General features: G+C 57.6%; 21 protein-coding genes and 1 other RNA gene. 17 read left to right on the top strand and 5 right to left on the bottom strand.

Annotated features, from left to right (window positions below; translation table 11 throughout):
- Nucleotides 1-13 precede the first annotated feature (13 nt).
- The 5 genes from treY to GGR28_RS16085 all read left to right on the top strand — a co-directional run bounded on the left by treY (nucleotide 14) and on the right by GGR28_RS16085 (nucleotide 5,231).
- The gene (treY, locus tag GGR28_RS16105; RefSeq protein WP_183496852.1) at nucleotides 14-2,293 is read left to right on the top strand and encodes a malto-oligosyltrehalose synthase; all 2,280 of its coding nucleotides are present in this window, start codon (nucleotides 14-16) and stop codon (nucleotides 2,291-2,293) included.
- Between the two features lie 117 nt (nucleotides 2,294-2,410).
- On the top strand, nucleotides 2,411-3,043 hold the full coding sequence (locus tag GGR28_RS16100; protein WP_183496851.1) for an outer membrane beta-barrel protein: 633 nt from the start codon (nucleotides 2,411-2,413) through the stop codon (nucleotides 3,041-3,043).
- An 85-nt stretch (nucleotides 3,044-3,128) separates the two neighbouring features.
- Nucleotides 3,129-3,698, top strand: coding sequence for an RNA polymerase sigma factor (locus GGR28_RS16095; RefSeq protein ID WP_221233920.1), 570 nt, complete (start codon nucleotides 3,129-3,131; stop codon nucleotides 3,696-3,698).
- Nucleotides 3,695-4,279: a hypothetical protein gene (locus GGR28_RS16090; protein ID WP_183496850.1), complete on the top strand. Its 585-nt coding sequence runs from the start codon at nucleotides 3,695-3,697 to the stop codon at nucleotides 4,277-4,279. The genes GGR28_RS16095 and GGR28_RS16090 overlap by 4 nt, the downstream gene beginning before the upstream one ends.
- A 25-nt stretch (nucleotides 4,280-4,304) precedes the next feature.
- Complete coding sequence (locus tag GGR28_RS16085; RefSeq protein ID WP_183496849.1) at nucleotides 4,305-5,231, top strand: DUF4097 family beta strand repeat-containing protein; 927 nt, start codon at nucleotides 4,305-4,307, stop codon at nucleotides 5,229-5,231.
- Nucleotides 5,232-5,321: 90 nt separating this feature from the next.
- Here the strand turns inward: GGR28_RS16085 and GGR28_RS16080 are convergent, their stop codons facing one another.
- Nucleotides 5,322-6,047, bottom strand: a complete 726-nt coding sequence (locus GGR28_RS16080; protein ID WP_183496848.1) for a DUF697 domain-containing protein — start codon at nucleotides 6,045-6,047, stop codon at nucleotides 5,322-5,324.
- A gap of 122 nt (nucleotides 6,048-6,169) precedes the next feature.
- Here GGR28_RS16080 and GGR28_RS16075 point away from each other — a divergent pair, with 122 nt between their 5' ends.
- On the top strand, nucleotides 6,170-6,463 hold the full coding sequence (locus GGR28_RS16075; protein ID WP_183496847.1) for a hypothetical protein: 294 nt from the start codon (nucleotides 6,170-6,172) through the stop codon (nucleotides 6,461-6,463).
- Here the strand turns inward: GGR28_RS16075 and surE are convergent.
- A complete protein-coding gene (gene surE / locus GGR28_RS16070) occupies nucleotides 6,460-7,299 on the bottom strand; it encodes a 5'/3'-nucleotidase SurE (RefSeq protein WP_183496846.1) in 840 nt (279 codons plus the stop codon). The two genes, GGR28_RS16075 and surE, sit on opposite strands and share 4 nt — an antisense overlap.
- Nucleotides 7,300-7,374: 75 nt before the next feature.
- Here surE and GGR28_RS16065 point away from each other — a divergent pair, with 75 nt between their 5' ends.
- Nucleotides 7,375-9,237, top strand: coding sequence for a tetratricopeptide repeat protein (locus GGR28_RS16065; RefSeq protein ID WP_183496845.1), 1,863 nt, complete (start codon nucleotides 7,375-7,377; stop codon nucleotides 9,235-9,237).
- Here the strand turns inward: GGR28_RS16065 and GGR28_RS16060 are convergent.
- Nucleotides 9,226-10,119, bottom strand: coding sequence for a DMT family transporter (locus GGR28_RS16060; protein WP_183496844.1), 894 nt, complete (start codon nucleotides 10,117-10,119; stop codon nucleotides 9,226-9,228). The genes GGR28_RS16065 and GGR28_RS16060 overlap by 12 nt on opposite strands.
- A 27-nt stretch (nucleotides 10,120-10,146) precedes the next feature.
- On the bottom strand, nucleotides 10,147-10,677 hold the full coding sequence (locus tag GGR28_RS16055; RefSeq protein ID WP_183496843.1) for a helix-turn-helix domain-containing protein: 531 nt from the start codon (nucleotides 10,675-10,677) through the stop codon (nucleotides 10,147-10,149).
- Between the two features lie 212 nt (nucleotides 10,678-10,889).
- Between GGR28_RS16055 and GGR28_RS16050 the strand changes: the two genes are divergently transcribed.
- From GGR28_RS16050 to rdgB, 10 genes are all read left to right on the top strand, one after another.
- Nucleotides 10,890-11,426: an RNA polymerase sigma factor gene (locus tag GGR28_RS16050; protein WP_183496842.1), complete on the top strand. Its 537-nt coding sequence runs from the start codon at nucleotides 10,890-10,892 to the stop codon at nucleotides 11,424-11,426.
- 292 nt (nucleotides 11,427-11,718) lie between these two features.
- On the top strand, nucleotides 11,719-12,978 hold the full coding sequence (locus GGR28_RS16045) for an NYN domain-containing protein (protein WP_183496841.1): 1,260 nt from the start codon (nucleotides 11,719-11,721) through the stop codon (nucleotides 12,976-12,978).
- A 49-nt stretch (nucleotides 12,979-13,027) separates the two neighbouring features.
- Nucleotides 13,028-13,744 (top strand): pyridoxine 5'-phosphate synthase, encoded by a 717-nt coding sequence (locus GGR28_RS16040; protein WP_183496840.1) that lies wholly within the window; start codon nucleotides 13,028-13,030, stop codon nucleotides 13,742-13,744.
- A gap of 334 nt (nucleotides 13,745-14,078) precedes the next feature.
- Nucleotides 14,079-17,300, top strand: a complete 3,222-nt coding sequence (locus tag GGR28_RS16035) for a SusC/RagA family TonB-linked outer membrane protein (RefSeq protein WP_183496839.1) — start codon at nucleotides 14,079-14,081, stop codon at nucleotides 17,298-17,300.
- A gap of 115 nt (nucleotides 17,301-17,415) precedes the next feature.
- Nucleotides 17,416-18,768 carry a SusD/RagB family nutrient-binding outer membrane lipoprotein gene (locus GGR28_RS16030; RefSeq protein WP_183496838.1) on the top strand — a complete coding sequence of 451 codons (1,353 nt, stop codon included), beginning with the start codon at nucleotides 17,416-17,418 and terminating at the stop codon, nucleotides 18,766-18,768.
- A gap of 104 nt (nucleotides 18,769-18,872) precedes the next feature.
- Nucleotides 18,873-19,616, top strand: a complete 744-nt coding sequence (locus tag GGR28_RS16025; protein WP_183496837.1) for a hypothetical protein — start codon at nucleotides 18,873-18,875, stop codon at nucleotides 19,614-19,616.
- 104 nt (nucleotides 19,617-19,720) lie between these two features.
- Nucleotides 19,721-21,439, top strand: a complete 1,719-nt coding sequence (locus GGR28_RS19390) for a GMC oxidoreductase (RefSeq protein WP_183496836.1) — start codon at nucleotides 19,721-19,723, stop codon at nucleotides 21,437-21,439.
- Nucleotides 21,439-22,173 carry a gluconate 2-dehydrogenase subunit 3 family protein gene (locus GGR28_RS16015; RefSeq protein WP_183496835.1) on the top strand — a complete coding sequence of 245 codons (735 nt, stop codon included), beginning with the start codon at nucleotides 21,439-21,441 and terminating at the stop codon, nucleotides 22,171-22,173. The genes GGR28_RS19390 and GGR28_RS16015 overlap by 1 nt, the downstream gene beginning before the upstream one ends.
- 74 nt (nucleotides 22,174-22,247) lie before the next feature.
- Nucleotides 22,248-22,344: signal recognition particle sRNA small type (ffs, locus tag GGR28_RS16010), an RNA gene on the top strand.
- 58 nt (nucleotides 22,345-22,402) lie between these two features.
- Nucleotides 22,403-23,011 carry an RdgB/HAM1 family non-canonical purine NTP pyrophosphatase gene (rdgB, locus tag GGR28_RS16005; RefSeq protein ID WP_183496834.1) on the top strand — a complete coding sequence of 203 codons (609 nt, stop codon included), beginning with the start codon at nucleotides 22,403-22,405 and terminating at the stop codon, nucleotides 23,009-23,011.
- Here rdgB and GGR28_RS16000 read toward each other — a convergent pair.
- The gene (locus GGR28_RS16000) at nucleotides 22,974-24,605 is read right to left on the bottom strand and encodes an amidase (RefSeq protein WP_183496833.1); all 1,632 of its coding nucleotides are present in this window, start codon (nucleotides 24,603-24,605) and stop codon (nucleotides 22,974-22,976) included. The two genes, rdgB and GGR28_RS16000, sit on opposite strands and share 38 nt — an antisense overlap.
- Between the last annotated feature and the right edge of the window lie 85 nt (nucleotides 24,606-24,690).

The raw sequence follows: 24,690 nt of genomic DNA, 5'->3' as shown, positions 1-24,690 counted from the left end.
GTACTTCCCAACTATGAACACCTACCGCATTCAATTTCACGCCGGTTTCAGGGTGGTCGACCTGATCGCTATTTTGGACTACCTCCAGGAACTCGGCATCGACACCGTGTACGGAAGTCCCATTCTGACGGCCAACCGCGGCAGCACCCACGGCTACGACGTGACCGATCCGGCAACCCTTAACCCGGAAGTCTCCACCGAAGCCGACTGGCAGCGACTGCACGTCGCCCTCCACGAACGGAACATGAAGTACATGCAGGACATTGTACCCAACCATACGGCCCTGAGTCCGGAGAACGTCTGGTTCAGTACCGTCGTCGGGGAGGGAAAAAACGGGCGCTTCGCCAACCACTTCGACATCGACTGGGACCACCCCCGCATGCCCGGCCGCATGATGCTCCCCGTGCTCGGCGACGATCCCGACACGGTGCGCGAACAGGGACAGCTGCAGGAATACCGGGGCGGAGTAAAAATCTACGACAAGTACTGGGAAGCCCCGGATGCGGACCGGAATGCGACGTCCGAAGAAACCACCCACGTGGAGCCCGTCCACTGGCAGACGGTCACCGACTACATCAACTACCGGCGCTTCTTTACCGTCAACGAACTGATCGGTATGCGCACGGAAGACCGGCAGGTGTACGACGACCTGCACGAGCGCACCTTCGCCGACGTCAGGAACGGCTACATTCAGCACCTGCGCGTGGACCACGTAGACGGGCTACTCGATCCCACCACCTACCTGCAGCGGCTGCGTGAGTCGGTCGGTCCCGACGTCGGAATCTACGTCGAAAAGATCCTCGAGCCGGGGGAGCAACTGCCCGACGACTGGCCGGTCGACGGTACCACCGGTTACGATTTCCTGGCAGAGGTAAACCGGCTGCTGACCAACGAGGACAGCAACAACAGCTTCAGCGACCTGTACGAACAGTTCACCGACGAACCGCTGCCGGACTACAACGAACTCGTTTTTCAAAACAAGCTGATGCTCGTCCGGGAACACTTCGGCGGCGAGCTGGATAATCTGGTGCGCCGTTGGGAGCCGCTGCTGACCGATGAGCTTCGCGACGGCTTCCGGGAGACGCTCGCCCACTGGCTGGCGGCCTTTCCGGTGTACCGCATCTATCCGGCCGGCGGCCAACTGACGGACCACGAACTGGGATTGTGCATGGAAGCCGCTACTGCAGTAACGGAATACGCTCCTAAACTGGGTCGGTCGGTGCTCACTTTCGTCAACTGGCTGGCGCACCAGGATTTCTCCGGCGACTCCCTGGAATACCTCCAACGGACCCAGCAACTGAGCGGACCGCTGATGGCCAAGGGCGTAGAGGACACTACCTTCTATCAATTCTGGCGGCAGGCGCATCTTAATGAGGTAGGCAGCTCGGCGGCTCCCGGCGATCACGTTCCGGTGCGGGCCTTCCACGACTTTGTCCTCGAACGGCCCCGCAGCAGCATGAACGCCACGGCTACCCACGACACCAAACGGGGGGAGGACGGACGGGCGTTCCTACAGGCCCTGACTTTTTTTCCGGGAGAGTGGCAGGGTTTCGTGCAGCACGCCCTTGCTACCATCGATCGGGGAGAGGTGCGCCCCCGCGGCCTGTACCTGGTGCTCCAGAGCCTCGTGGCCGGTTACCCCTTACATAAGTCCGCCGCCGACGCCGACCTGCGCAACCGGTTGCATGCCTACCTCGAAAAGGCCGTGCGGGAGGGTAAGGAAATGAGCGACTGGGCCGCCCCGAACCTAGCGTATGAGGAGCGTCTGAAGATGCTGGCCGACCAAATCCTGGACGACGACGGACTGCGTACCGAACTGGAGCAACTGCTCCGGAAAATATGGCCGCAAACCCGGCACAACAGTTTCGCGCAGCTCATCCTGAAGTGTACCGTACCGGGAAATCCGGATGTGTACCAGGGCACCGAGAGTTGGGACCTCAGCTTCGTGGACCCCGACAACCGCCGACCGGTGGATTACGGCAAACGGCAGTCCTGGCTCGAATCGGAAGCGAAGGATAAGTACGATCCCATCCGCAAAGCTCACCTTCTGCGCTTGTTGCTGCAATTCCGTCTCGACCACGCCGAGTTTTTCACTTCCGCCGACTACCAACCCATTTCGGAGGGCGACAACGTGTTGGCCTTCCGGCGCAGCCACGGGGGGCAGCAGCTCATCGTCAAAATTGCCAAACGGGCGGGTACGCAGGTGCAACGTCCACAGGAAGCAGCCATGCGCCGGGTGGTCACCGACGATTACGGGAGCGGCCTCGGCGTTTGGTTCGGAGTTGCGGGCTGACGGGTACGCCAGGGTAACGATGGTCCGGGCCGCGACATAGATTAAGCGAGTCTTAACACCTCGGATACAATTGACGCTGCGCTTTGATCGCTTTAGCCATAACCAACCCACTTTGCCATGAATTACCGAAACGCCCTTATTCTTCCCCTGCTCTTGCTTAGTGTTTGTTCGTTTGCCCAGATCGAATTCGGCCTCAAGGCCGGACTGGCCACCGAGTCGCTACAGAACGAAGAGTTCAGCTTCAGCCGCGAAGGTCGGCAGGACCTGAAATTCGCACTCGAGGACGCCGACTACGGCTTCCAATTCGGTGCCCTGCTACGCCTGCCCCTCACCGCCAGCCTCACCCTGCAGCCCGAAGTGACGCTCAACAGCGCACGGACGACCTTCCGGGCCGACGATCCGGACTCTGGCGTATCCGAAGTATTCAAGGAGCGGTACAACGACGTGAACGTACCGGTACTGCTGAGCTACAAACTGGCTTTCCTGCGGCTGAATGCCGGTCCCGTGGGCCACTTTTTCGTTTCTAGCACCAGTGACCTGAAGGCAGACGGCGGCGTCGACCGCGCCTTCGAGACATTTAACCTCGGTTACGCCCTGGGCGGTTCCATTGACATCGGGCCCCTGACGGTTGACGTACGCTACGACGGAAATTTTGCCAACTACGGAGAGACCTTCACCTTCCGCGGCGAAGAGATCGACATCGACCAGTCCCCCAAGCGGTGGATCGGATCGATAGCCTACCGGTTCTAGGGCTTGGACCCATTCTCACTTTTTACAACTTCAGGACCAACCTTTCCGCGACTAATGGGCTCCCTAAACCAGAGCCCATTAGTTTATGATTGGACAGCCGAAAATCCGGGACGCCACCCGCTTAATTCCCCCCGCGCGGATGACGGAAGCAGAACTTATCGCCGCCTGTCGCCGGCAGGACCGCCGCGCGCAAAAAGAACTGTACGACCGTTACAGCCGGGCCATGTACACGGCCTGTTACCGCATCTGCGGCGACTTCGACCTGGCTAACGACGCCCTGCAGGAAGGTTTCCTGAAGGTCTTTCAGAAGCTGCATACCTTTCGGGAGGAGTCAACCATCGGGGCCTGGATGAAGGTCGTCATCGTGCGTACGGCACTCAACCGCCTGCGCCGCAAACCACGCTACGAAGAACTGCCCCTGCACCACGCGGAGGAGGAACTCGACTGGGGACACACCCCCCTGGATACCGAGTACCTGGAACGCGCCATCCAGCGGTTGCCGGACGGTTACCGCGCCGTGTTCGTCCTGATCGAAGTAGAAGGGTACAAACACCAGGAGGTGGCGGACATGCTCGGAATTACCGTCGGGACCAGCAAAAGTCAGCTGTTCCACGCCAAGAAGAAATTACGCGACTACCTAAAGGCCTACGTATGAAAGAGAAGCACTACGACCGCCTGCGTGCCGCCCTCGATCGGCTACCGGACTACGCGCCGCCCGCTTCCGCGTGGAAGGGAATTTCCCGGGAGCTTTCCCCAGTGAGCAGGCTCAACGAGAAGTTGCCTACCTACGCCCCGCCGCCCGCGGTCTGGAACGCCGTGAGTCACGAACTCGCGAAGTCCCCTGCACCGGCAACCCGCCTCCGCCAGTTGAGACCCAAGCTCATCGCGGCCGCGGCGGCCGTTGCCCTGATCGTCACCGCGGGAATCGGCTACGCCAACTACGACGCCGGACCCAAAATCTCCTACGCCTACGCCCAGGAAGCCAATCCCGTAGCCGTAAGTGCCGACTGGGACGACGACGAGGCCAGTTTCGACCGCGCCCGCCAGGAAGTGGAGCAACGCAACGAACCCCGCCTGAACAACCTCGGCCACGAACTCGACGAACTCACCTCCGCACGGGAAGAAGTCAAGGCCATGCTGGTCGCTTACGGTTCCGATCCCTCGGTCGTCCGGCAACTGGCCGAAATCGAGCGAGAACGCGACGACGTTTACCGGCGCATCATTGTCGAGCTTTAGGTCTTCATTTGTAAAGTCAGCCCCCTTGTCCAAAACCACTTTCTCCTTGCTTTTCCTGCTGTTGGCCGGCTCCTGCGTCCGCGCCCAAACGGATATGCGGGAAGTGGTTACCAAAACCATCGAGGACACCTACGTTTATTCCGCCGGTAGCGAACTCGCCGTAGAGGGGGAGAAGGCCGAAATCTTCGTAGAAACCTGGAGCAAGCAGCAGATCAGCGTACGGGTAGTAATGGCCGCCCGCCACCCCCGGCTGGAAACGGCAAAGTCGGACCTCGAAAACCTGGAGTTCATCACCGAGGTGGCCGGAAAGAAAATCTTCCTGAAGAACCGACGACAGGACAAGACGCTCCAACCCGAAAGCGAGCTCACCGTGGCCTACTACATCACCCTGCCGGAAGAGTGCCCCGTGTACCTCAAAAGCCACTTTGGCGGTGCCACGATCAGCAACCTCCGGAACCGACTGCGCATCAACGGCGAATTCTCGGCCATCAACATCGATAACGTACAGGGCCTGCTCGACATCCGCACCCGCTTCGGCGACATCACCGGGGAAAAGATCGACGGCAACGTGGTCATCAACGCGCGCCGGTCCGACATCAACCTGCTCGACGTGGGCGGCACCTTTACCATTAACGCCCAGTACGGAGAGCTCAAGCTAAGCCCGAACGTCAACATGCGCGACCTGCGCATCAACGCCGACAAGAGCGACGTCTACATCTACGAACCCATCGGGGGCGAGGGACTGGCCTACGAGCTTTCGAGCAACAACGGGGAAATGAGCCTGCCCGACAACCGCCGCCTCACCGAACTGGAACGCACCAGCGAGTGGCGCCGCATCCAGATCGTACCCAACACCGAACGCAGCGGCACCATCTCGGCAAGCGTCACCTTCGGCAACCTCTACCTGGCCAAGCAACAGCGTGCCCTGGAATCCCGCCCCACGCGCTTCTAAATCCGCGAAATCTGCGAAGCAATCCGTTCAAATCTGCGTTCCAAAACCAGTCGCGCAGCGACCCTACCCTCAGCGTGCAACGCTTCGACCTTAACTCCCGATGATCCGCTTCTTCATCGCCTGAAACTCCTCCTCCGTGATCACGTTCTGGGCCTTCATCTCGGCCAGCTCGCGGATCTTGCGGATGTTGTCCTCCGCTTCGGCAACTGTTTCCTGTTTGCGCGTGGAGGGAGGGGGTGGGGGAGTGGTAGCCGCCTCGGGCCGGGGAGCGGGGGGCGGGGGTACGATTTCCTCAGCCTGCTCCTGCTTCCACTGCTTGGCGACGTTCTTGCCCTTTTCGAACTTCTCGTTGTACATCTTCTTCAGGCGATCGGTATCGAAGTCGAGGAAGGTGCCGCCGGAACCGAAGTGCTTCTTGAAAACCTCCCCAAGGGCGTAGGTACTCGCGCCGTTCAGAATGGCCGTGGTAACGCCTCCAATCACGGTACCGATGCCGGGGATCAATTTGATCAGGCTGCGCGCACCGGCCTTGGTCATGGCGCTGGTGGTGAGGGAGGTCACGAGGGCCTTGCCCTGGGTTTCGGCAAAGTCAATCCCGTACACCCGGCAGAGTTGGCGGATCATGTCGAGCTGCAGGGCCGAAACCGCGAATACATCGGCGATGGGCAGGGGGACGATGTAGCTAGCCCCCATGCTCCAGATGACGTGATTGCGAATGACGGTACTGGCGTGGGCGTCCTTGTCGGTCGTATTCTCGGGATTCATGATGGAATCTTTAAGCGTCTTTTTGGCGTAGTCGGTTATCTTCTTGCGCATAGTGGGTTAACGCACGGTGAAAGCCTAAGTTAAAGACTAGTGCGCATTCATCGACGGGCGGCGGGTCGGTGCGGATGAACGACGGCGGCGGCCGGGTCGTTGTAGGTGGAAAGCTCCCCCGTATGATCCCCCGCAACGATCACTTCTGGATCGGCCTGGCCGTTTCCGTCTTTGTCACCGTCGTCGCTTACGCCCTCTTTCTTCAACTCGGCGACTATTTTTCGGCCGGCACCGGACGCAGCATAGTCTTTCGTCCCCGCACGCTCGCACTGCTGGCCATCTGCATCAACGTACTGCCCATGAACGTCTTCCGTCGCACCTACCGTACGCGCAGCATGAAGGGGCTTATGGTGGGGGTCATGATCCTCGCGGTAGCCTGGTTCGTGTACTACGGACAGGCGCTGCTGGACGGCTAGAACTGCTCCAACTGCTGCTCGCGGCTTACTTCATCTTCGCTGTATTCCAGGCCTTCCGGCTGCAGGCTTCCCTCGATGGTCTGGAGACTTGCCAGCGCCCGGTGATTGGTCAGGTCGTGGACGCTCGGCACCAGGGATACGTAGCCGTGCTCGAGGGCGTAGGCGTCGGTATCGGTCCGCTCGTCTTCGTTAACGAAGCGGCCGGTCAGCCAGTAATACGGGCGGCCGCGCGGGTCCTCATTGTGAGTATATTCTTCCACCCAGCGAGCTTCAGCCTGGCGGCAAACGCGGAGTCCCTTGATCTGCTCCGCCGGCAGGTCGGGGATGTTCACGTTAAACAGGCTGCCGTCGGCCATTCCGTTGGTCAGGACAAATTCTACCAGGTGGCGCACGTAGGGGAGGCAAACGCTAAAATCGGCATCCGCCCGGTAATTCAGGAAGCTGAAGCCGATGCTGGGGATTCCCTCCAGACTGGCTTCCATCGCCGCGGAAAGCGTGCCGGAATACAGAATGTTGATGGCTGCGTTGCTGCCGTGATTGATGCCCGAAAGGCAGAGGTCGGGGGTGCGGCCGGCCAGCAGGACGCTCTTGGCAAGTTTCACGCAGTCGACCGGTGTGCCGCTGCATTCGTAGGCCTCCACGTCCGGCCCGAGCGCTTCGCTTTCCCGCACGAAAATCGGGACGCTGATCGTGATGGCGTGTCCCTGGGCCGACTGGGGGCTGTCCGGTGCCACGACGAGCACGTCACCGAATTCCTGGGCTACGTTTACGAGGGCGGCGATGCCACCGGCGGTAATTCCGTCGTCGTTGGTTACTAAGATCAGGGGTCGGGACATGGCTTGGGGTTATACGTCCCTTCCAACGGTGCAGCGGCGGTTTGGGTTGCCGGCGGGGGCTGCTATATTCGCCGGATGTCCGGCAATCCGCATTGGTACCAAGGCCCCTCGCTGCAGGCGGCTGTGCTTTTCGTGTTCAGTTGCTTGCTCTACGCGAACACCCTGGGGCACGACTTCGCCCTCGACGACGCGATCGTCATTACCGACAACTCCGTCGTTCAGCGGGGCGTGGCGGGCTGGGGCGACCTGTTTACCCACGATTCCTTTTACGGTTTTTTCGACGAGCAGGAGCGCAACGCGCTGGTGACCGGCGGACGGTACCGGCCCCTTACCCTCGCGATGTTTTCGCTCGAGCAGGCGGTGAGCTCCGGACCCTTTTTGCACCATTTATTGAACGTACTCTGCTACGGTCTGCTGGTCGTAGTGATGTTTGCCGTGCTGCGCCGGCTGGGTGGTCCCTGGTGGTTGGCCGTGGGGGTTTCCGCCCTGTTTGCCGCCCATCCGCTACACACCGAGGCCGTGGCAAACATCAAGGGGCGGGATGAAATTATCGCACTACTCGGGGCGCTGGGAGCGACCTATTTTCTGCTGCGCAGCGCGGAGGAGGATCGGTTCCGGGGCGGGGTCGCGGGTGCGGGGATGTTTCTACTGGGCTGCCTGGCGAAGGAGAATGCCATCACCTTCGTCGCCGTCATTCCCCTGCTGGTGTTTGTCTTCGTAGGCAGGGGCTACCGGCATCTGATCCCATTGCTGGTGGCGGCCGCCGGTTATCTCCTCCTGCGGCAGAGCATAGTCGGAATAGGCGGCGGCGAACCTCCGCTGGAATGGATGAATAATCCCTTCCTGCGGCAGGTGAACGGGGGGTGGCAACCACTGACGTTCTTCGAGCGTCAGCCCACCGTACTCTACACCTTACTGATTTACCTGAAGTTGCTCTTCGTGCCTACGGGCCTGGTCCACGACTATTACCCGGCAGCTATCGAACTGCGGGGGTGGGGCGATCCGCTGGTGTGGCTCAGCTTGTTTGTCCACTTAGCCTTGCTCATTTGGGGGGCACTGCACCTGCGCTCCCGCCATAAAATTGCGGCGACGGGTGTGTTGATTTACCTATTGACGCTGTCCGTGGTGAGTAACGTGGTGTTCAATGTGGGGACCTTTATGAGCGAACGGTTTCTTTTCATGCCTTCCTTCGGCTTTGCGATTGCGGTGGGGGGGATTATTGCGGTGGGTGCCCGGTGGTTTCGTCACCTGCCGTGGGTGCTACCGGTCGTGGTTGTCGTGTATTCCGGACTGACCCTTGCCCGCAATCCGGTGTGGAAGGACAACTTCACCCTCTTTACCACCGACGTGCAGCGCCAACCGAACAGTGCTAAACTGCGCAACGCCGCCGGAGGGGTGCGGCTCGATCGCTACCAGTCGCTGGACGAAAGTCGGCAAGCAGCTCAACAAAAGCTGTTGCGGGATGCGCTGACCGACCTTAACGAAGCCCTGCGCATCCATCCGAGTTACCGGAACGCCTTTCTGCTGCGGGGCAACGCTCACCTGCTGTTAAACGACTACGCGGCGGCCATTCGCGATTACGATCGCGCGCTTCAGCTCAGTGCGGATGACGCGGACGTGCGCAACAACCTCGTGATCGCGCTGCAGCGGGCGGGCCGGGCGGCGGGGGAGGAGCGACAGGATTTCGCCGCTGCCCTCGGCTACCTTCAGCGGGCCGATCAACTGCGCCCCGGCGACTACGAAACCCTACGGCTGCTCGGTATCGCCAGTGGAATGAGCGGAAAACTTACGGAGGCGGCCGAGTATTTCCGACGCGCCGTATCGATACTGCCCGACAATGCCGGCGCGGTAAGAAATTACGGTACGGCCCTGTACCAATTAGGGCGAACCGAGGAGGCTCGGGTGTTATATGAGCGGGCGGACCGTCTAGAGCAGTAACCTTCTGGCGCGACGACGCACGAACCGCATGGCCGCCGTATAACCGAACACGGCCACCAGGATCAGCAGCGTGCCCCAGTAAAAATTGGGACTGAGCTCCTGAGCATCGTCTAGCAGGAAGTAGGCCAGAAAAATGCCGTAGACGGGCTCCATGTTTACCGTGAGGTTGGAGGCAAAAGCGGAAAGCTTGCTAAGGGCGCGCAGGGATAAAAAGAACGTAAGCGTTGTACAAATCAGGGCCAGGACGAGGAGGTAAAACCAATCGGTAGGGCTGGGCCAGAACCGCTCGCCACCGAGAGAATACAGGAAGGGGGCCAGGAAGAGTGTAGCCGCACCCAATTCTATAAAGGTGATGCGCAGGGGGTCGCTGCTGCCGATGTACTTCTTGTTGAGGGAGGTAAATACCGAAACGAGGGCGGCGGAGAGTAGGCCTACGGCGATGCCGACATTCATGCCCGCATCCACCCCGTCGACGATCAGCCAGATGCCGGGGAGGATGAATATGCCGAGAAGCAGTTCGTACCAGACGAAGCGCCGCCCGACGATGAGTGGCTCCAGCAAGCTCGAAAACAGGGAGGTCGTGGCCATACAGACCAGCGCGATGCTGGCGTTGGCGAGTTTGATCGCGCCGTAGAAGGTCACCCAGTGCAGGGCCACGATGACGCCGATGCCCGCCAGCAACAGAAAGCGGCGCAAACCGACCTCCCGGACCATGCGGGTGATCCGAACGAAAAAAATCAGGCTGAGACTGGTAAGTAAGACCCTCCACCAGACCAGGGTGAGGGCGGAGAGCTGGATGAGGTCGCCGAGTATAGCAGTGAAGCCCCAGAGGAACACGGCGAGGTGGAGCTCAACGTAAGCCCGCTGTTCGGTATAAGCCATTGTGGCAGGAACTGTCAGGGTGTCGGCCTAGCTGCACTGACGGCCAAGCTCGTCGAGGAGATTACGGTGCTCCTTCATCAACTGATTGCTGAGTTCGAGGAGCTGTAGGTACTGGGCGGAGTAGATTTCCGCTTCCTTGCACGGCTTATCGAGGGTGGCGCGCTTGTATTCGAATAGATGGTGGGATGAGTCGATGAGTCCGCCTAATTCGTTGCATCGTTCGCGGTAGCTCGCGAAGCGTTCCCTACGGTCGTTCCGTTCGTCGTGGTGGGTGCTGCGGGCCAGGGCCAACTCAGTTGGGTCATTGAAGTCGCGACGGGTGAAATCGCGCGTCGTGATGTCGAACAGGTTGCTGATCCTGAGCAGTTTACAGATGCTAGGCTCGGCGCATCCGCTTTCGTAGCTGGCGATGTTGCCGCGATTGAGGCCTACTTTCTCCGCTAGCTCCGTTTGTGACCAGCCCGCTTGTTTGCGCAATAGGCGCAGGTTGGAGGCGATGAAGTTCGGCAGATTGCCTGGCCTGGCGGGCGGCGGCAAAACGGAGTCCTTGGTATTCATACGTATCTCGTGAGCTGATGTTTCTAGTTTACAATTCGGTGACGATTATGGTTGGGCAGTTGTCAAATTTTTTTACCCTATGGTCGATTTTTATGGCCCTTTGGTACGAAACTTGTACATAATGGGGCCATAATGGCCGGTAGGTATTTGCTTAATGTCCCCGTAGGGGTTAATTTTGTAAATATTTTTTACAGGCCGCAAATCAAATGAAGATGACAGCTACCAAGCAGCAACAAAAAGATATACAAGATTTACTTTCTACGATTACCAATAGCCTCCGCGCCTTTAGTCTGAAACTTACGGGCAACATGAATGATGCCGAAGATCTCTACCAGGATACGGCCCTTCGCATCATGACAAATGCGGAAAAGTATAATCCGGGTACTAATTTCAAGGCCTGGGCAGTTACCATCATGCGTAATATTTTTATCAACAACTACCGCAAGAAGGTGCGCCGCAACTTAATCATCGACCAGACCCCGAATAACTACTACATCAACAGTGGGAACAAGACCGTTGTAAACGATGGAGAAAGTGAGGTCACCTTTAACGAGCTACAGGAGCTCGTAGATCGCCTACCCGATGATTTTCGGGTGCCGTTTCTCATGGCCTACCAGGGTTATAAGTACGACGAGATCGCCGAACAACTCGGCAGTCCGCTGGGTACTATCAAGTCCCGCATCTTCTTTGCCCGTAAGAAATTGCAGAAGATGTACGAAGAAGTCATGCGGGAGCGCAGCGTAGCATAATTAATATTGTGCGGAAGTTGACTGCTTGAGCAATTATGTGCAACTTTGCACCTTATCTTGCTTATATATTCCTGCAGAGGGAGGTTTTTCGGTATTAGGCCGACGTTCCCCTTACAGACTTTTTTACTGTCTCTGCCTATACACTATGAACGAATAAGACCCGCTTTTTTGCCAGTTTGTCCGCTAAGCTTTATGCTTTCGACCATCCATCTCTGCCACAGTACGCAAGCCGTACATCGGGCAGATGGGCTGTTGTATAGCGACGGACGGCAGGGTTAACATTTCAGTATCCATGCTCGATAGCCTAGCTATTTTTTGGGACTTCGCACAGCTTCACGATGCTTTGCTGAATGCCGCCAACAACGGAAACCCTTCCCGCATTTCCGCTTCCATGCCCCAGCCAGAGGTAGTGGATGTTAACTGTTTGCTTCAATACTTCGACGATTTAGGCAGGGTTGTTGTCAACCGTGCCTATGCCGATTGGCGCCAACTGGGCAGCTACGGTGACGTGCTGAGCGAGTCGGCTATCGACCTGACCCAGCTGTTCCCAAACAAGCTCGGCAATCCGGTGGTCAACCGCCGTCTGATCGCCGATGTGATCGACTACCTGCAGTCGCCGGATGCGGCCACCACCATTATGATCATCGGGGGTGGCAGCGAGTACCGCCAGCTGCGTCAGATCGTCCACGACCGGGGGGGTAAACTACTCGGTATCGGAGTAGAAGCGGTTTCCGATGATTTCTGGATTGAAAGCTGCGATGATTTTTACTTCTACCACCGGCTGGGTTGCCAAAAATTATATACAGGATCGTCGAGCGACATCGACCTGAACGTAAAGAGTGCCCGTGAGCTGCTGTCCATAGCCATGAATCAACTGGCCCGTTACTACGGTACGGAATGGATCCAGCAGGTACGCATCAAGCCGGCCATCATACGTCAGGAACCTGGGTTTGACGAAAGTCTGCTGGGGTACGAGGCCTTCAGTCACTTTTTGCGCGACCAGTCGGACATCCTCGATCGGCGCCACCGGGAGGGTGAACAGGAACCGGAGTATCGCCTGGTCGGTGGCACCGTAGAGATACCCGAATCTACCCGCCAACCCGCACCGGAACAGTTGGCAAGCTTCTATCTCCGGGTTGCCGGTCAACAGGGTATCCGAATGCCTGACCCCGTGATTATGTGGGAAGGCATCGACGTCTACGCCGGTTTTTTAGCGGATGATATCTCCTTTGCGTCCTTCTCCGACATCGATCACGAATGCCTACGGCTGTTGCGGGAGGATTTCCCCAAACTCTCCATGACGGAGGTTAAAAAGGTGCGGCAGGTCCTCTTTAAGTGCTTCTTGTTCCGCCCCTCCGTCGACGATACGATCGGCTTTCACGATGAGGTTACCGGTCTGGAGGACATTGAAGACCGGTATTTTCAGCTGATGCTTGCCCGGATCGGAAACAACCTCGACGAACCGCTCGACTACACCGCCCTTTCGCTCGCCCTGACGGGCAACCCGGATCAGGCGGATCGCCTGCAGGCGCTGGACAACGAAGAAGAGTAGGGGAGAGGCATTCTGAGATTCGTAATTTTCCCCAAACTCATTCTCTCCCATGCCACGTCTGTCCGTCAATCTCAATAAGGTAGCCCTAATTCGCAATAGCCGCGGCGCCAACTTCCCCGACTTGATCAGGGTAGCGCTCGACTGCGAACGATACGGCGCCGAGGGCATCACGATCCACCCCCGACCGGATCAGCGACACGCCAAATATGCCGATGTAGAGGCACTGAAGGAAGTGGTCACTACGGAGCTGAACATTGAAGGGTATCCGACCGAAAAATTCTTGAAGGTTGTGCTGGAGGCTCGGCCCGATCAGGTTACCCTGGTCCCCGACGAGCCCGGTCAGCTTACGAGCGATCATGGTTGGGATACTGTGGGTCGGGCTACTGAGCTCAGTCGCATCATTGGCCGCCTGAAAAATGCCGGCATCCGAACATCGATATTTGTAGATCCCAGCGAGGAAATTCTCGATGGTGCCCTTGCTGTAGGCACCGATCGCATAGAATTTTACACCGGACCCTACGCGCACCAGTATGCGATTGACCGGGCGGCGGCAGTAGCCCCCTTCGCCATCGCCAGTAGCCATGCGGCAGCTCTGGGACTGGGCATTAACGCGGGTCACGACCTTAATTTGGATAATCTGGCCTTCTTCTCTGAAAAACTTCCTGACCTTCAAGAAGTTAGCATCGGACACGCGCTCGTGGTCGATGCCCTGTATTACGGCCTGGAGAACACCATTCAACTGTACTTAAACCGCCTGAGCAGATGATTTGCCGCGGTGCTGGCTAGCATCTAAGATCGTCCACTGCCGACGGTACCGAATTTGGTTGCGCGCCATTTTACAAGGACGGACGAAAAAATTATTGGTTGCTTAGGCAGCGAAATATTTTAACTTAGCGTTCACATTTTGGCCGCTCCACTCATTTAGTGGGGTGGGGATGATGCAGATTTCGATCTGTTTTATGCCAAAAATCCGCCCGACCATACCCAGATACCAGCCACACGACCGACCCTAACAGAGCCCACAGCGAGCAATCGAGCCTGCTGTGCCCTAACCATATTTTTTCACATTGAGACAAGTAATCAACTAAATTTAGACTAGCATGAAAAGACTTTCACTAGTGATTGCGTTCGTCTGTTTTGCCTGTGGCATAGCGATGGCGCAACAGACCGTAACTGGCACCGTCCAGGACTCGCGGGGAGAGCCACTCATCGGCGCTTCCCTTCTTGTAGAAGGGACGACTTCGGGCACCGTCACCGACATCGACGGTAACTTCAGTATCGCCATACCGGAGGGTGCGGAGAACCTGGTGGTCAGCTATACGGGCTTCACCACCAACGTCGTTTCCATTCAGGGCAATACTGTGCTCGACATCGTTCTTGAAGAGAACGCCGCTCAGCTGGGTGAAGTCGTCGTTACGGCTCTTGGCATCGAGCGCCGGCGCGACGAGGACCTTTCCTCCGCCACACTCGTTAAGGCGGATGTGCTGCAGCGTTCGGGTGAGACCGGCGTGGTACAGGGCCTGGCCGGCAAGACGTCCGGCATCAACATCACGCGTAACTCGGGCGACCCCGGGGCGGGTGCCTACATCCAGATTCGCGGACAGAACACCATTCTCGGTGATGCCTCGCCGCTGATCATTCTGGATGGCGTGCCGATCTCCAACTCCAACATTGGCGGAGGTACCGCCGGTGTAGTACAGCAGAGCCGGCTCAACGACATTAACCCACAGGACATTGAGAGCATCACGGTGCTCAAAGGTGCTTCTGCCGCCGCCGTTTACGGTACCGGCGCAGCCAACGGTGTACTGGTGATTAACACGAAGCGCGGACGTACGGGCGGTAAAAAGTACAGCGTGAGCGCCGGTATTTCTTACGGCCTCGACGAAGTAAACCGCGAGTACGACAAGCAAGACGTATTCGGTCAGGGTTCTCCCAATACTACGAGCAATTTCGACCAGTTCGGTCGTTCGGTTCGCAATACCGGCCTCAGCTGGGGCGATCGTATTGCCGACCGCAGTGGCACCGACGTGGTCGACACCGACGGCGGCTTCTTCACCGGCGACCAGACCGGCACGGTTTATTACCCCATCACCGAAAAGGGAGACCGGTCCACCTTCAACGAGGTCAACCGGGAGCAGGTATTCCAGACCGGAAACACCGTGGACATGAACGTGGGGATCAACTTCCGTGGGGACAACAGCAATACCTACGTCAGCTTCTCCAACTTGCAACAGGAAGGTCTCCTGCGTGGAAATTCCGACTACGATCGTAGTACCATCCGCATCAACCAGGACTTCAACATGACCGATAAGCTGAATATCCGCGTCAACAGCAGCTATTCCGGCGTTCGGTCCAACCGCGTACAGACGGGTTCCAACCTTGCCGGTCTATACCTGGGCTACCTGCGTACCTCTCCCGACTTTGACAACACGGACTATTCCGGTGTCTATACGGATGCCAACGGAATCGCCAGCGAGGGCCACCGGGGCTACCGCAACTACCTCGGTATCGGCAGACCCGCCTACAACAACCCAGGCTGGACGATCAACCGCCAGGTTAACCCCTCCGAGGTCGACCGGTTCCTGGTTGCCCCCGAATTGAACTACGATATTCTTCCCAACCTGAAGTTTACCGCCCGCTACGGACTGGACTACTACACGGACGAGCGCCGTACGGTCTTCCCGGTAAACTCTGCCGGCGATTACGGTCAGGGTGGACTGTTCCGAGACGAGATCACGGAAAAGACCCAGAACCTCTTCCTGATCCTTACGGGCAACAATGAATTCAGCGACGCTTTTTCGATGGATTACACGGTTGGTTACAACTACTTCGACAACGACTACCAGCGCCTGAGTGGCTCGGCTACCAACCTGCTGGTGCCTTCGGATAAGTTCATCATTGAGAATGCCATCGCTTCAAACAATGGCTCCACTCAGTTCCTCAGCCGCAACAAGAAGAACGGCGTCTTCGGTGTACTGAACTTCACGGTCATTCAAAACCTCCTCGTTGAGGTAAGCGGCCGGGCCGAGCGCACGGCGGCACTTCCCGACAACATTTTCTTCTACCCCAGTGCCAGCATCGGCTACAAAGTCTTAGATGACGACACCAAGGGTATCAGCTTCGTCAAGCTGCGGGCCAGCTACGGTGAGGTAGGCATCGAGCCCCCCCTGTACCGGAACCTTTCCACCTTCGTTCCGACCACCCCGGGTTCCGGCGGTTGGGGTGATGTACTGGACGGCCTCAACTACGGCGGATCGTACGCACGCAGCTCGATTCAGGGTAATCCTAACCTGACTAACGAGATCGTCAAGGAAATTGAGTTCGGTGGTGACTTCCGCTTCCTTCAGAACCGGCTCAGCATTGGACTGACCTACTATGATCGGGTTACCAAGGATGCCCTGTTGGAGGTGGAGACCCCCCCCAGCAGCGGATTCTCCTCTAGGTTTGCCAACATCGCCGAAATCACCAACACGGGTGTGGAGTTTGACTTTGCATACAACCTGATCACCACCAGCGATACCCGGTGGCGCATTTTCGGTAACGCAAGCCACAACGAGAACACCGTTACGGAACTGCCCGACGTCAGCCGTCTTATCCTCAACGGCTTTACCTCTACTTCGTCGGCCCTCGTGGAAGGTGAAACCTTCGCCGCGATCTACGGTGGTAAGTATGCCCGGGAAGCTAACGGCGACCTAAGCCTTAACGAAAACGGATTCCCCTTCAACGATCCTGAACAGGACGTGATCGGTGACCCGAACCCAGACTGGCGTGGTGGCCTCGGTAGCGAGTTCGGATACAAGGGCATTTCACTCAGCGTACTGTTTGAAACCGCTCAGGGTCAGGACATGTGGAATGGTACGAAGGGTGTACTCAACTACTTCGGTATTCACCCCAACACTGCCAATATCTCTACTGCTCCTTCCGACATCAAGAACGCCGCTGGCGCAACCATCCCGGCGGGCACCCAGTTCCGTGGTAACGTGATTGACTTCGGTGCCGGCCCCGTCGCCGCCGATGCCTCCTGGTACCTCGGTAACGGTGGTGGTTTCGGTGAAATCGACGAACAGTTTGTCGAAGATGCTTCCTGGACTCGTCTACGCGAAGTTACCCTCAGCTACTCCCTTCCCCTAAGCATGCTGAAGACGGTTGGACTGAGCAACCTGAGTGTCGGTGTCACCGGTCGTAACCTCGTTCTGTGGACTCCATTCGAGGGTGCCGATCCCGATACGAACCTAACTGGTGCTTCCCGCGGTCGTGGTCTGAACTACTTCAACAACCCGGGTAGCCGTTCCGTACTCTTCAACCTGAAGTTCGGCTTCTAAATGACGTGTGGTTTTATGTAGGCCAGTACGATTGGAGGATGCTCTCTAAAGCAGCATCCTCTAATCGGCAGCCATACTACCCACGTTTTTTCCAACCTCCACTTAATAAGATTCAATGAAAAACATAGTATACGCGGGCCTGATTTCCGCAGCACTATTTACGTCTTGTGAGAGCATCGTCGATGACCTCAACCTCAATCCCAATGAGTTTACCGAAGTACCGGCCCAGCTGGTCTTTAACCAAGTGGTTCTCAACACGGCGGCGATCGCCGAAGCCGAACCCTTGCGTATTTCCGGAATGTGGTCCGACCAATTTGCCGGTACCGACCGGCAGTACATTACCCAGGACCGCTTTGAGGTAGGAGCCGCTACCTTCGACGAGGTATGGGAAGACCTGTTTCAGCAGGGAATCTCTCAGGCCCAAATCGCACAGGAGCAGGCTACTTCGGAAGGATTAGGTGTGATCGCGAATTACGCTAAGTTGCTCGAAGGCTATTACGTGGCCGAAGCAGCCCTCATGTTTGGCGATGTACCCTATTCCGAGGTCAACAAACTGGATTTTCCCGATCCAACGTACGAACCTCAGGAGCAGGTCTTAGCGGCCGCGATCGGTTTGATCCAGGCTTCTATCGGCGGACAGGGCGCCGGCAATCTCGTCTCCACGGCTAACCAAGTCCTCACCACCGGTGAAGGCGGCACGACCTGGGGCGAATTCGGCAGTGCACTGCTGGCTCGCTACTATCTTGCTCAGAGCGACTACGCATCCGCGCTCAGTGCGGCCCAGGCTGCTAACTTTAACGATATGACGGATGGTGTCGAAATTATCCATACGACGACTGACTTCGCGGAGAACCTAATCTACCAGTTCGAGGCCGAGCAGCGCGCCAACTACCTGTCTTTCGGTAACGACAGCACGGTTCAGTCTACGCTGTACAACTTCCTGGCCGCAGATACGCCCATGTCGCGTGCAGACGGCAAAACCGATGATGCCGCCCGTCTGGCGCTCTTCAGTTCCGGCGTGGATCAGGGTATCTACCGGATCAACGTGAACGACGACGGCTTTTTCGCCAAGGACGCCAACTTCCCGCTTATCGGTTACCCCGAAGTACAACTGATCATCGCCGAGTCCGCCGCGCGTACGGGTGATGAAGAAACCGCCCTGACCGCCCTGAATAACGCCCGCAATTACTGGGATCAACTGACCGGAACGGATTCCTACGATGACCTGGACGATACTGATCTAAGCGGAGCCGATCTGATCGAAGCTATCCTGGTAGAAAAGTACGTGTCCGTCTTCGGACTGCCTACGTTCTACGACATTATCCGCACCGATAACCTCATCGGAGCCGATATGGATACGCGCAGCACCCCGGCGGAACGTTTCCTCTACCCTTCCACGGAGATTTCTTCCAACAGCAGCTATCCAGGAAATAAGACCCTGGACGATCCTACCCCTGTATTTAACTAGAGGGTAAGTAGTTACCATTTCCAATAGTTAAGCTACGGCGGACGCATCGAACTGATGTGTCCGCCGTTTTTATTGTAAGTTGTAGATATCGTAATTCATAGATCATGAAGACAAGTGCCCGGTTCCTTATTCAAATTGCAATGTTCGCCTCGTTGACGGCAAGTGCCCAGAACGAGACGACTGATTTCTCCGACCAGGCGGAACCAAACGACAAGACGCGCCAAGCCATGTTCAACCTGCAAAACCCTAGCGCGGCACTCACGGCTGGTGGTGCATTCTACGTAAGCAATCCTGATTTGGCCTACGAAATAGATGCAGAAAGGGCCTACCTCGACTCAGAGTTCACCCTTTTTTACGTACGCTTGAAGAGCGGCGAGGATTACCAGATGCCGGGCCGTATTCGGTTGGTCGACCAGAAGGTAGAGGTAAAAGTGGAGGGGGAAGTGTACGAGCTCGATAGTCGGGCAGTACAGACGGTACAGGACAATAACGGTCGGGTCTTTATCTCCGGTTTCGATCCGGTAGGCCGCATTAAGGGGGTGCAGTGGTACGAGGTAGCCTTTACGGGCAAGCAGTACCGTATGCTAATCCACGAGAGTACTGCATGGCAGGACCCACCCCAGAAAAACATGTTTGATACCAGTGAGCCAAGGCGGACCCTCAAGCGCGTTACCCGATATTACTTCATCAGCCCGGGCGGCAGCGTTGAGGTCGATAAAATGAAGGATGTACTGAACAACCTCAGGGGGAAAGAAGCGGATACCGCCGCTCAGTACGTGCGAAAGGAACGGCTCAAGAACAACAAGGAGGACTACTTAGCGCTGCTAAAACACTTGGACTCGAATTAGTAGCATGAAACGGTGAGATTGCCACTAAAGCGGTTGCTGCAAGACCGGTTTTCTGGAAAACCTGGAGGTAGGTTTGCTATATTGCCAGCTAAACTCACTGATCAGTGCAAATTAAAAAGAACGACAAGGAGTACGATGTCGTCATCGTCGGCTCCGGAGCCGGAGGGGGGATGTCAGCAAAAATCCTCGCCGAAAATGGGCTAAACGTTGCCATCATCGAAGCCGGCCCCTATTTCGATCCCCAGGACAACGCTATGAAAACCCAGCTGCGGTGGCCGTGGGAAAGTCCACGCCGGGGCGCATCGACCACGCGGCCGTTTGGTGACTACAACGCGGCCTTCGGCGGATGGCAAATTCCGAACGAACCGTATTCCACCGTTGGAGATACCCGCTTCGAGTGGTTCCGCTCCCGCATGCTGGGAGGGCGCACCAACCACTGGGGACGCATCAGCCTGCGGTTCGGTCCGGACGATTTCCACCGCAAGGACCTTGATGGTCTCGGTGCCAACTGGCCCATTACTTACGAAGAAATAAAACCCTATTACGACCGACTGGATAAACTGGTAGGCGTAACGGGAACCAACGAAGGCCTGCACAACGATCCGGACGGCTTCTTCCTGCCGCCCCCCAAGCCCCGCCTGTCGGAGATGATGTACACCAAGGCCGCCCGCGCCAACGGTGTACCGGTCTATCCCTCCCGCATGTCGATGCTGACCAAGAAGCTGAACGAGGATCGCGGCGTCTGCTTTTACTGCGCGCAGTGCAGCCGGTCGTGTGCGGTGTACGCCGACTTCAGTGCGGGAAGCGTACTGATCTTCCCCGCAATGAAAAAGACCGGGCAGATCGACCTCTTCGTCAATAGCATGGCCCGTGAGGTCATCATGGACGACTCCGGGAAAGCAACCGCCGTCAGCTACGTAAGTAAGGACGACCGCCGCGAATACGAAGTGAAGGGTAAAGTGATCGTCCTGGCCGCATCGGCCTGCGAAACCTCACGCCTGCTGCTCAACTCCCGGCAGAAGGGACAGACCAACGGACTCGGCAACAGCAGCGGAACCCTGGGCCGCTACCTCCACGACAGCACCGGTGCCGGCATTTCCGGCTTCATTCCCAGCCTGATGAACCGCACCCGCTATAACGAAGACGGTATGGGCGGAATGCACGTCTACTCTCCGTGGTGGGGCGACAACAAGAAACTCGACTTCCCGCGCGGCTACCACATCGAAATGGGAGGCTCCATGGGTATGCCGATGTACGGCTTCGGAGGCGGCCACCAGGAGATCCAGAAGCTGCTCAACTACAAAGTTGGCGGTTACGGCAATCCGCTGCTCAGCGAGATCAAGGAAGCGTACGGTGCCTACTTCTACATGGCCGGCCGCGGCGAGGCCGTCGCGCTTTACGACAACTACTGCGAGATCGACCCCAACACTGTCGACGAGTGGGGAATCCCCACCCTGAGGTTCCACTACAAGTGGAGCGACCACGAACGCCTACAGGCCAAGCACATGCAGGAAACCTTCCGGGGAATTATGACGGACATGGGCGGGGAGATCCTTACGCCGATGCCAACCTACGAGCAGGACTACGGCCTGCTGGCACCCGGACAGATTATCCACGAAGTCGGTACTGCGCGCATGGGTGACGACCCCAGCGACAGTGTAACCAACAAGTACGGGCGACTCCACGACGTGCCCAACGTGTACCTGGCCGACGGAGCCATCTTCGCCTCCCAGGCCGATAAAAACCCCACGTGGACCATCATGGCCCTGGCCATGCGCAATAGTGAGCACATTGTCTCCGAACTCAAAAAAATGAATATCTGATGGATCGCCGCAAATCACTCAAAACCCTGCTCGGAGGAGCCGTAGGTACCGCCATCTTTACCCAGGTCGGCTGCAAGGACGATGGAGAACTCGTTCCGGGCTCCAAAGTAGGGGTAGAGCCGACCGAGGGCTACGGACTGCGTACCGCCTACGAAGCCGAGCGCGACGAACGCATCCGCAACGATCGATTCTTTACCGACTTCGAACTGGAAACCATCGGCGTACTCGCTGACATCATCGTACCCGAAGCGGAGGATCACGCGAAGGCCACCGATACCGGTGTAGTAGACTTCATCGAGTTTATGGCACTCGACCAACCCCACGTGCACCAAACCCGCCTCCGGGGCGGACTGGCCTGGATCAACACCGAAAGCAGCCAGCGCTACGGCGGCAAGGCATTCATCGAGGCCACTCCGGAGGAACAGATCGCAATTGTAGACGACATTGCCTATCCGGAAGTAGTAAAGGAATCCGAAGACGACCGCTTGCTACCCGGCGTGCGGTTCTTCGATCACCTTCGCTTCCTGGTCGTCACCGGCTTTTTTACCAGTAAGGAAGGCGTGAAGTACATCGGGTACGAGGGCAACCAACCCAACGTGTGGGAAGGCGTTCCCCAGGAAGTGCAGGACAAGCACGGGGTTTCCCTCGACGAGAAATACCTCCCCCTCTACGTCGACCAGGAACGGCGGGGCATCATCGCGGAGTGGGACGATGAGGGAAACCTGATCACCTGATTCGGTAGTGGGAGAGCAGGAAAAAATCTCTACCCAAAATTGCAACTCGTTAGCCACAAATACCTACCTTTGTGGCTTGGGCGGCACACGGTCAGCTCCTTCTGAATTCCCCCAGGGCAGAAATGCAGCAAGGGTAGGAGGTCGAGCGACTGGTGTGCTTGCCCATTTTTTTTGCTCTTTTGCCAAATTCCACTGCACCCGCGCGCGTCCGCCCCGGTTGTAACTCCCTATGAAAGAGCAACTCGTTTTCGCAACCAACAACCCGCACAAGATCGAGGAGATCCGGCGACAGCTGGGCGATCGCTATACCTTCCGCAGCCTGCAGGACATCGGCTGTACCGAGGACATCCCGGAAACGGAAACTACCCTGGAGGGCAACGCCCGACTTAAAGCGCGGCACGTAAAGTCAAATTACGGCCAGGACTGCTTCAGTGAAGACTCCGGTCTGGAGGTAGCTGCGCTAGGCAATGCCCCCGGTGTTGATACCGCACACTACGCCGGACCGCAGCGCGATGCGGAAGAAAACAACACCAAATTGCTATCCGAGCTCGGCGATCGCAAAGATCGACTGGCCCGCTTCCGGACGGTGATCTGCCTGATTCAGGGAGATACGGAAACCCTCTTTGAGGGGGTATGTGAAGGCCGGATCGCTACCTCCCCGGTCGGGCACGGTGGATTCGGGTACGACCCGGTGTTCGTACCGACGGAGGGGGACGGCCGCACCTTCGCCCAGATGAAGCAGGACGAAAAAGTGCGGATCAGTCACCGGGGACGGGCCATCGCCAAATTACAGGAGTACCTTAAAAGTCGGTCGGGTGCTGATCGTCCCACTGGGTAGCCTGCTGGTAAGCAGCTGCGATGTCTACCAGGGCTTGCTCCCCAAATAGGCGCCCCGTGAAGGTGATGCTGGTTGGCGTTCCCTCGTAGAAGCCGTTCGGAACCGTAATGGATGGCTGTCCCGTCATATTGGTGATGAACAGGCTGCTAGAGTTCCAGCTGGGATTTACGTACACGTCGATGTTGTTTTCCACGAATAGATGATCCATCTGTTCCATAAGTTCCCGGCGCAGGCGGTTGGCCTGGACGTAGGCGACGGCGGGGACAAAGTGGGCGGTCCGAAAAGAATTGGGCCAGGCGTTGCGGACTTGTCGGGTAAGCAAATCATCATCGCCGCTCCGGGTAAGGGATTCGAAAGCTGCCGCAGCTTCCACGTTGAGGATAAATCCGATGTCCGGCGCATTCGGTAGTTCAATCTCTACCAGCTCGTAGCCGAGCCGGCGCAGGTCGTTTAGGGCCACCGAGTCGTTGTCGGCAAAGTTGTAGTCGCCGGCGAAGCTGCCCTTCAGGTACCCGATTCGCATGGGGGAAACAGCCTCCGGTAGCGTGAACTGAAAGCCGGCCCGGATGGCGTGTGCATCCCGGGGATCGTAATGAGCAATGGCCGCCAGCACGAGCCCGGCATCACCCGCCGACCGCGTGATCGGACCGATCTTATCCATTGTCCAGCTAAGGGCCATCGCGCCGTGGCGAGAAACCCGGCCGAACGTAGGACGCAGGCCCGTGGTCCCACATACCGTACTCGGGCTTACGATACTCCCCAGGGTTTCCGTACCGATAGCGAAGGGAACCAGTCCGGCCGCCACCGCACTTGCCGATCCGGCCGACGACCCACTGCTTCCTTTCTCGGTGTCCCAGGGGTTCCGGGTCATTTCACCGAACCAGACGTCCCCCCACGCCAGGGCACCCATGCTCAGTTTTGCACAGAGCACGGCACCGGCTGCGTCGAGTTGCTCGATGACGGCGGCGTCCTGGTCGATTTCCTGGTTTTCGTACGGCTTCGCTCCCCAGGTCGTACGGTAACCGCGGGCGGCAAGCAGGTCCTTGGCGCCGTAGGGGATGCCGTGGAGGTAGCCCCGGTAGTTGCCGGCAGCGAGTTCGGCATCCATTTCATCTGCCTTGGCAAGTGCACGCTCTTCGGTCAGGGTGATCACGCAGTGAAGCGTAGGATCGTACTCCTTCAGTCGATCGAGAAAGTACTCCGTCAGTTCTCGGCTCGTAACTTTTTTGTGGTACACCAGCGCAGCAAGCTGCTCGACCGTCATCCAGCGGTAGTCGCTCCCCGTAGTTGTGGGAGCGGGCGGGGTCGCAGGTGCGGTGATACTGGTATCGGCGGGCATCTGATCGGCCCTCAGTACGGGACTGAAGACGAGAGCGGGAGACAGCCCATTGGGAATATCGCGGCGCGCAATGCTATCGAAAGCGACCAGATTATCTTCGAGGTCCGGCAGCATAAGTTCGATCTCGTCGTCGTCAAGAAAATCGATGCCGAGGACGGTTGCGGCAGTTTTAACCTGATCGGGAGAAAGGGCAACGGCGACGGCCAGCAGGAAGCCGCTCAGCGGCAGCAACAATAGAAGCGTACGGAATTTCATGGTAGTTATTGGTTGGGGCCGCAAACTACGATATTGTAGCGACGGCTTTTAGCCGTCCCGCTGTCTGTTTGGATTTGCAGCATGA

It is taken from the genome of Neolewinella aquimaris (genome assembly GCF_014197245.1).
GTDB lineage: Bacteria > Bacteroidota > Bacteroidia > Chitinophagales > Saprospiraceae > Neolewinella > Neolewinella aquimaris.
The sequence above is the reverse complement of the archived record's forward strand: the minus strand, read 5'-3'. Positions and strand labels throughout refer to the sequence as shown.

Excerpts from the sequence above, each read along its gene's own strand:
- treY (WP_183496852.1), top strand. The coding sequence starts at position 14 with ATGAACACCTACCGCATTCAATTTCACGCCGGTTTCAGGGTGGTCGAC.
- GGR28_RS16100 (WP_183496851.1), top strand. The coding sequence starts at position 2,411 with ATGAATTACCGAAACGCCCTTATTCTTCCCCTGCTCTTGCTTAGTGTT.
- GGR28_RS16095 (WP_221233920.1), top strand. The coding sequence starts at position 3,129 with ATGATTGGACAGCCGAAAATCCGGGACGCCACCCGCTTAATTCCCCCC.
- GGR28_RS16090 (WP_183496850.1), top strand. The coding sequence starts at position 3,695 with ATGAAAGAGAAGCACTACGACCGCCTGCGTGCCGCCCTCGATCGGCTA.
- GGR28_RS16080 (WP_183496848.1), bottom strand. The coding sequence starts at position 6,047 with ATGCGCAAGAAGATAACCGACTACGCCAAAAAGACGCTTAAAGATTCC.
- GGR28_RS16075 (WP_183496847.1), top strand. The coding sequence starts at position 6,170 with ATGATCCCCCGCAACGATCACTTCTGGATCGGCCTGGCCGTTTCCGTC.
- surE (WP_183496846.1), bottom strand. The coding sequence starts at position 7,299 with ATGTCCCGACCCCTGATCTTAGTAACCAACGACGACGGAATTACCGCC.
- GGR28_RS16065 (WP_183496845.1), top strand. The coding sequence starts at position 7,375 with ATGTCCGGCAATCCGCATTGGTACCAAGGCCCCTCGCTGCAGGCGGCT.
- GGR28_RS16060 (WP_183496844.1), bottom strand. The coding sequence starts at position 10,119 with ATGGCTTATACCGAACAGCGGGCTTACGTTGAGCTCCACCTCGCCGTG.
- GGR28_RS16055 (WP_183496843.1), bottom strand. The coding sequence starts at position 10,677 with ATGAATACCAAGGACTCCGTTTTGCCGCCGCCCGCCAGGCCAGGCAAT.
- GGR28_RS16050 (WP_183496842.1), top strand. The coding sequence starts at position 10,890 with ATGACAGCTACCAAGCAGCAACAAAAAGATATACAAGATTTACTTTCT.
- GGR28_RS16045 (WP_183496841.1), top strand. The coding sequence starts at position 11,719 with ATGCTCGATAGCCTAGCTATTTTTTGGGACTTCGCACAGCTTCACGAT.
- GGR28_RS16040 (WP_183496840.1), top strand. The coding sequence starts at position 13,028 with ATGCCACGTCTGTCCGTCAATCTCAATAAGGTAGCCCTAATTCGCAAT.
- GGR28_RS16035 (WP_183496839.1), top strand. The coding sequence starts at position 14,079 with ATGAAAAGACTTTCACTAGTGATTGCGTTCGTCTGTTTTGCCTGTGGC.
- GGR28_RS16030 (WP_183496838.1), top strand. The coding sequence starts at position 17,416 with ATGAAAAACATAGTATACGCGGGCCTGATTTCCGCAGCACTATTTACG.
- GGR28_RS16025 (WP_183496837.1), top strand. The coding sequence starts at position 18,873 with ATGAAGACAAGTGCCCGGTTCCTTATTCAAATTGCAATGTTCGCCTCG.
- GGR28_RS16015 (WP_183496835.1), top strand. The coding sequence starts at position 21,439 with ATGGATCGCCGCAAATCACTCAAAACCCTGCTCGGAGGAGCCGTAGGT.
- rdgB (WP_183496834.1), top strand. The coding sequence starts at position 22,403 with ATGAAAGAGCAACTCGTTTTCGCAACCAACAACCCGCACAAGATCGAG.
- GGR28_RS16000 (WP_183496833.1), bottom strand. The coding sequence starts at position 24,605 with ATGAAATTCCGTACGCTTCTATTGTTGCTGCCGCTGAGCGGCTTCCTG.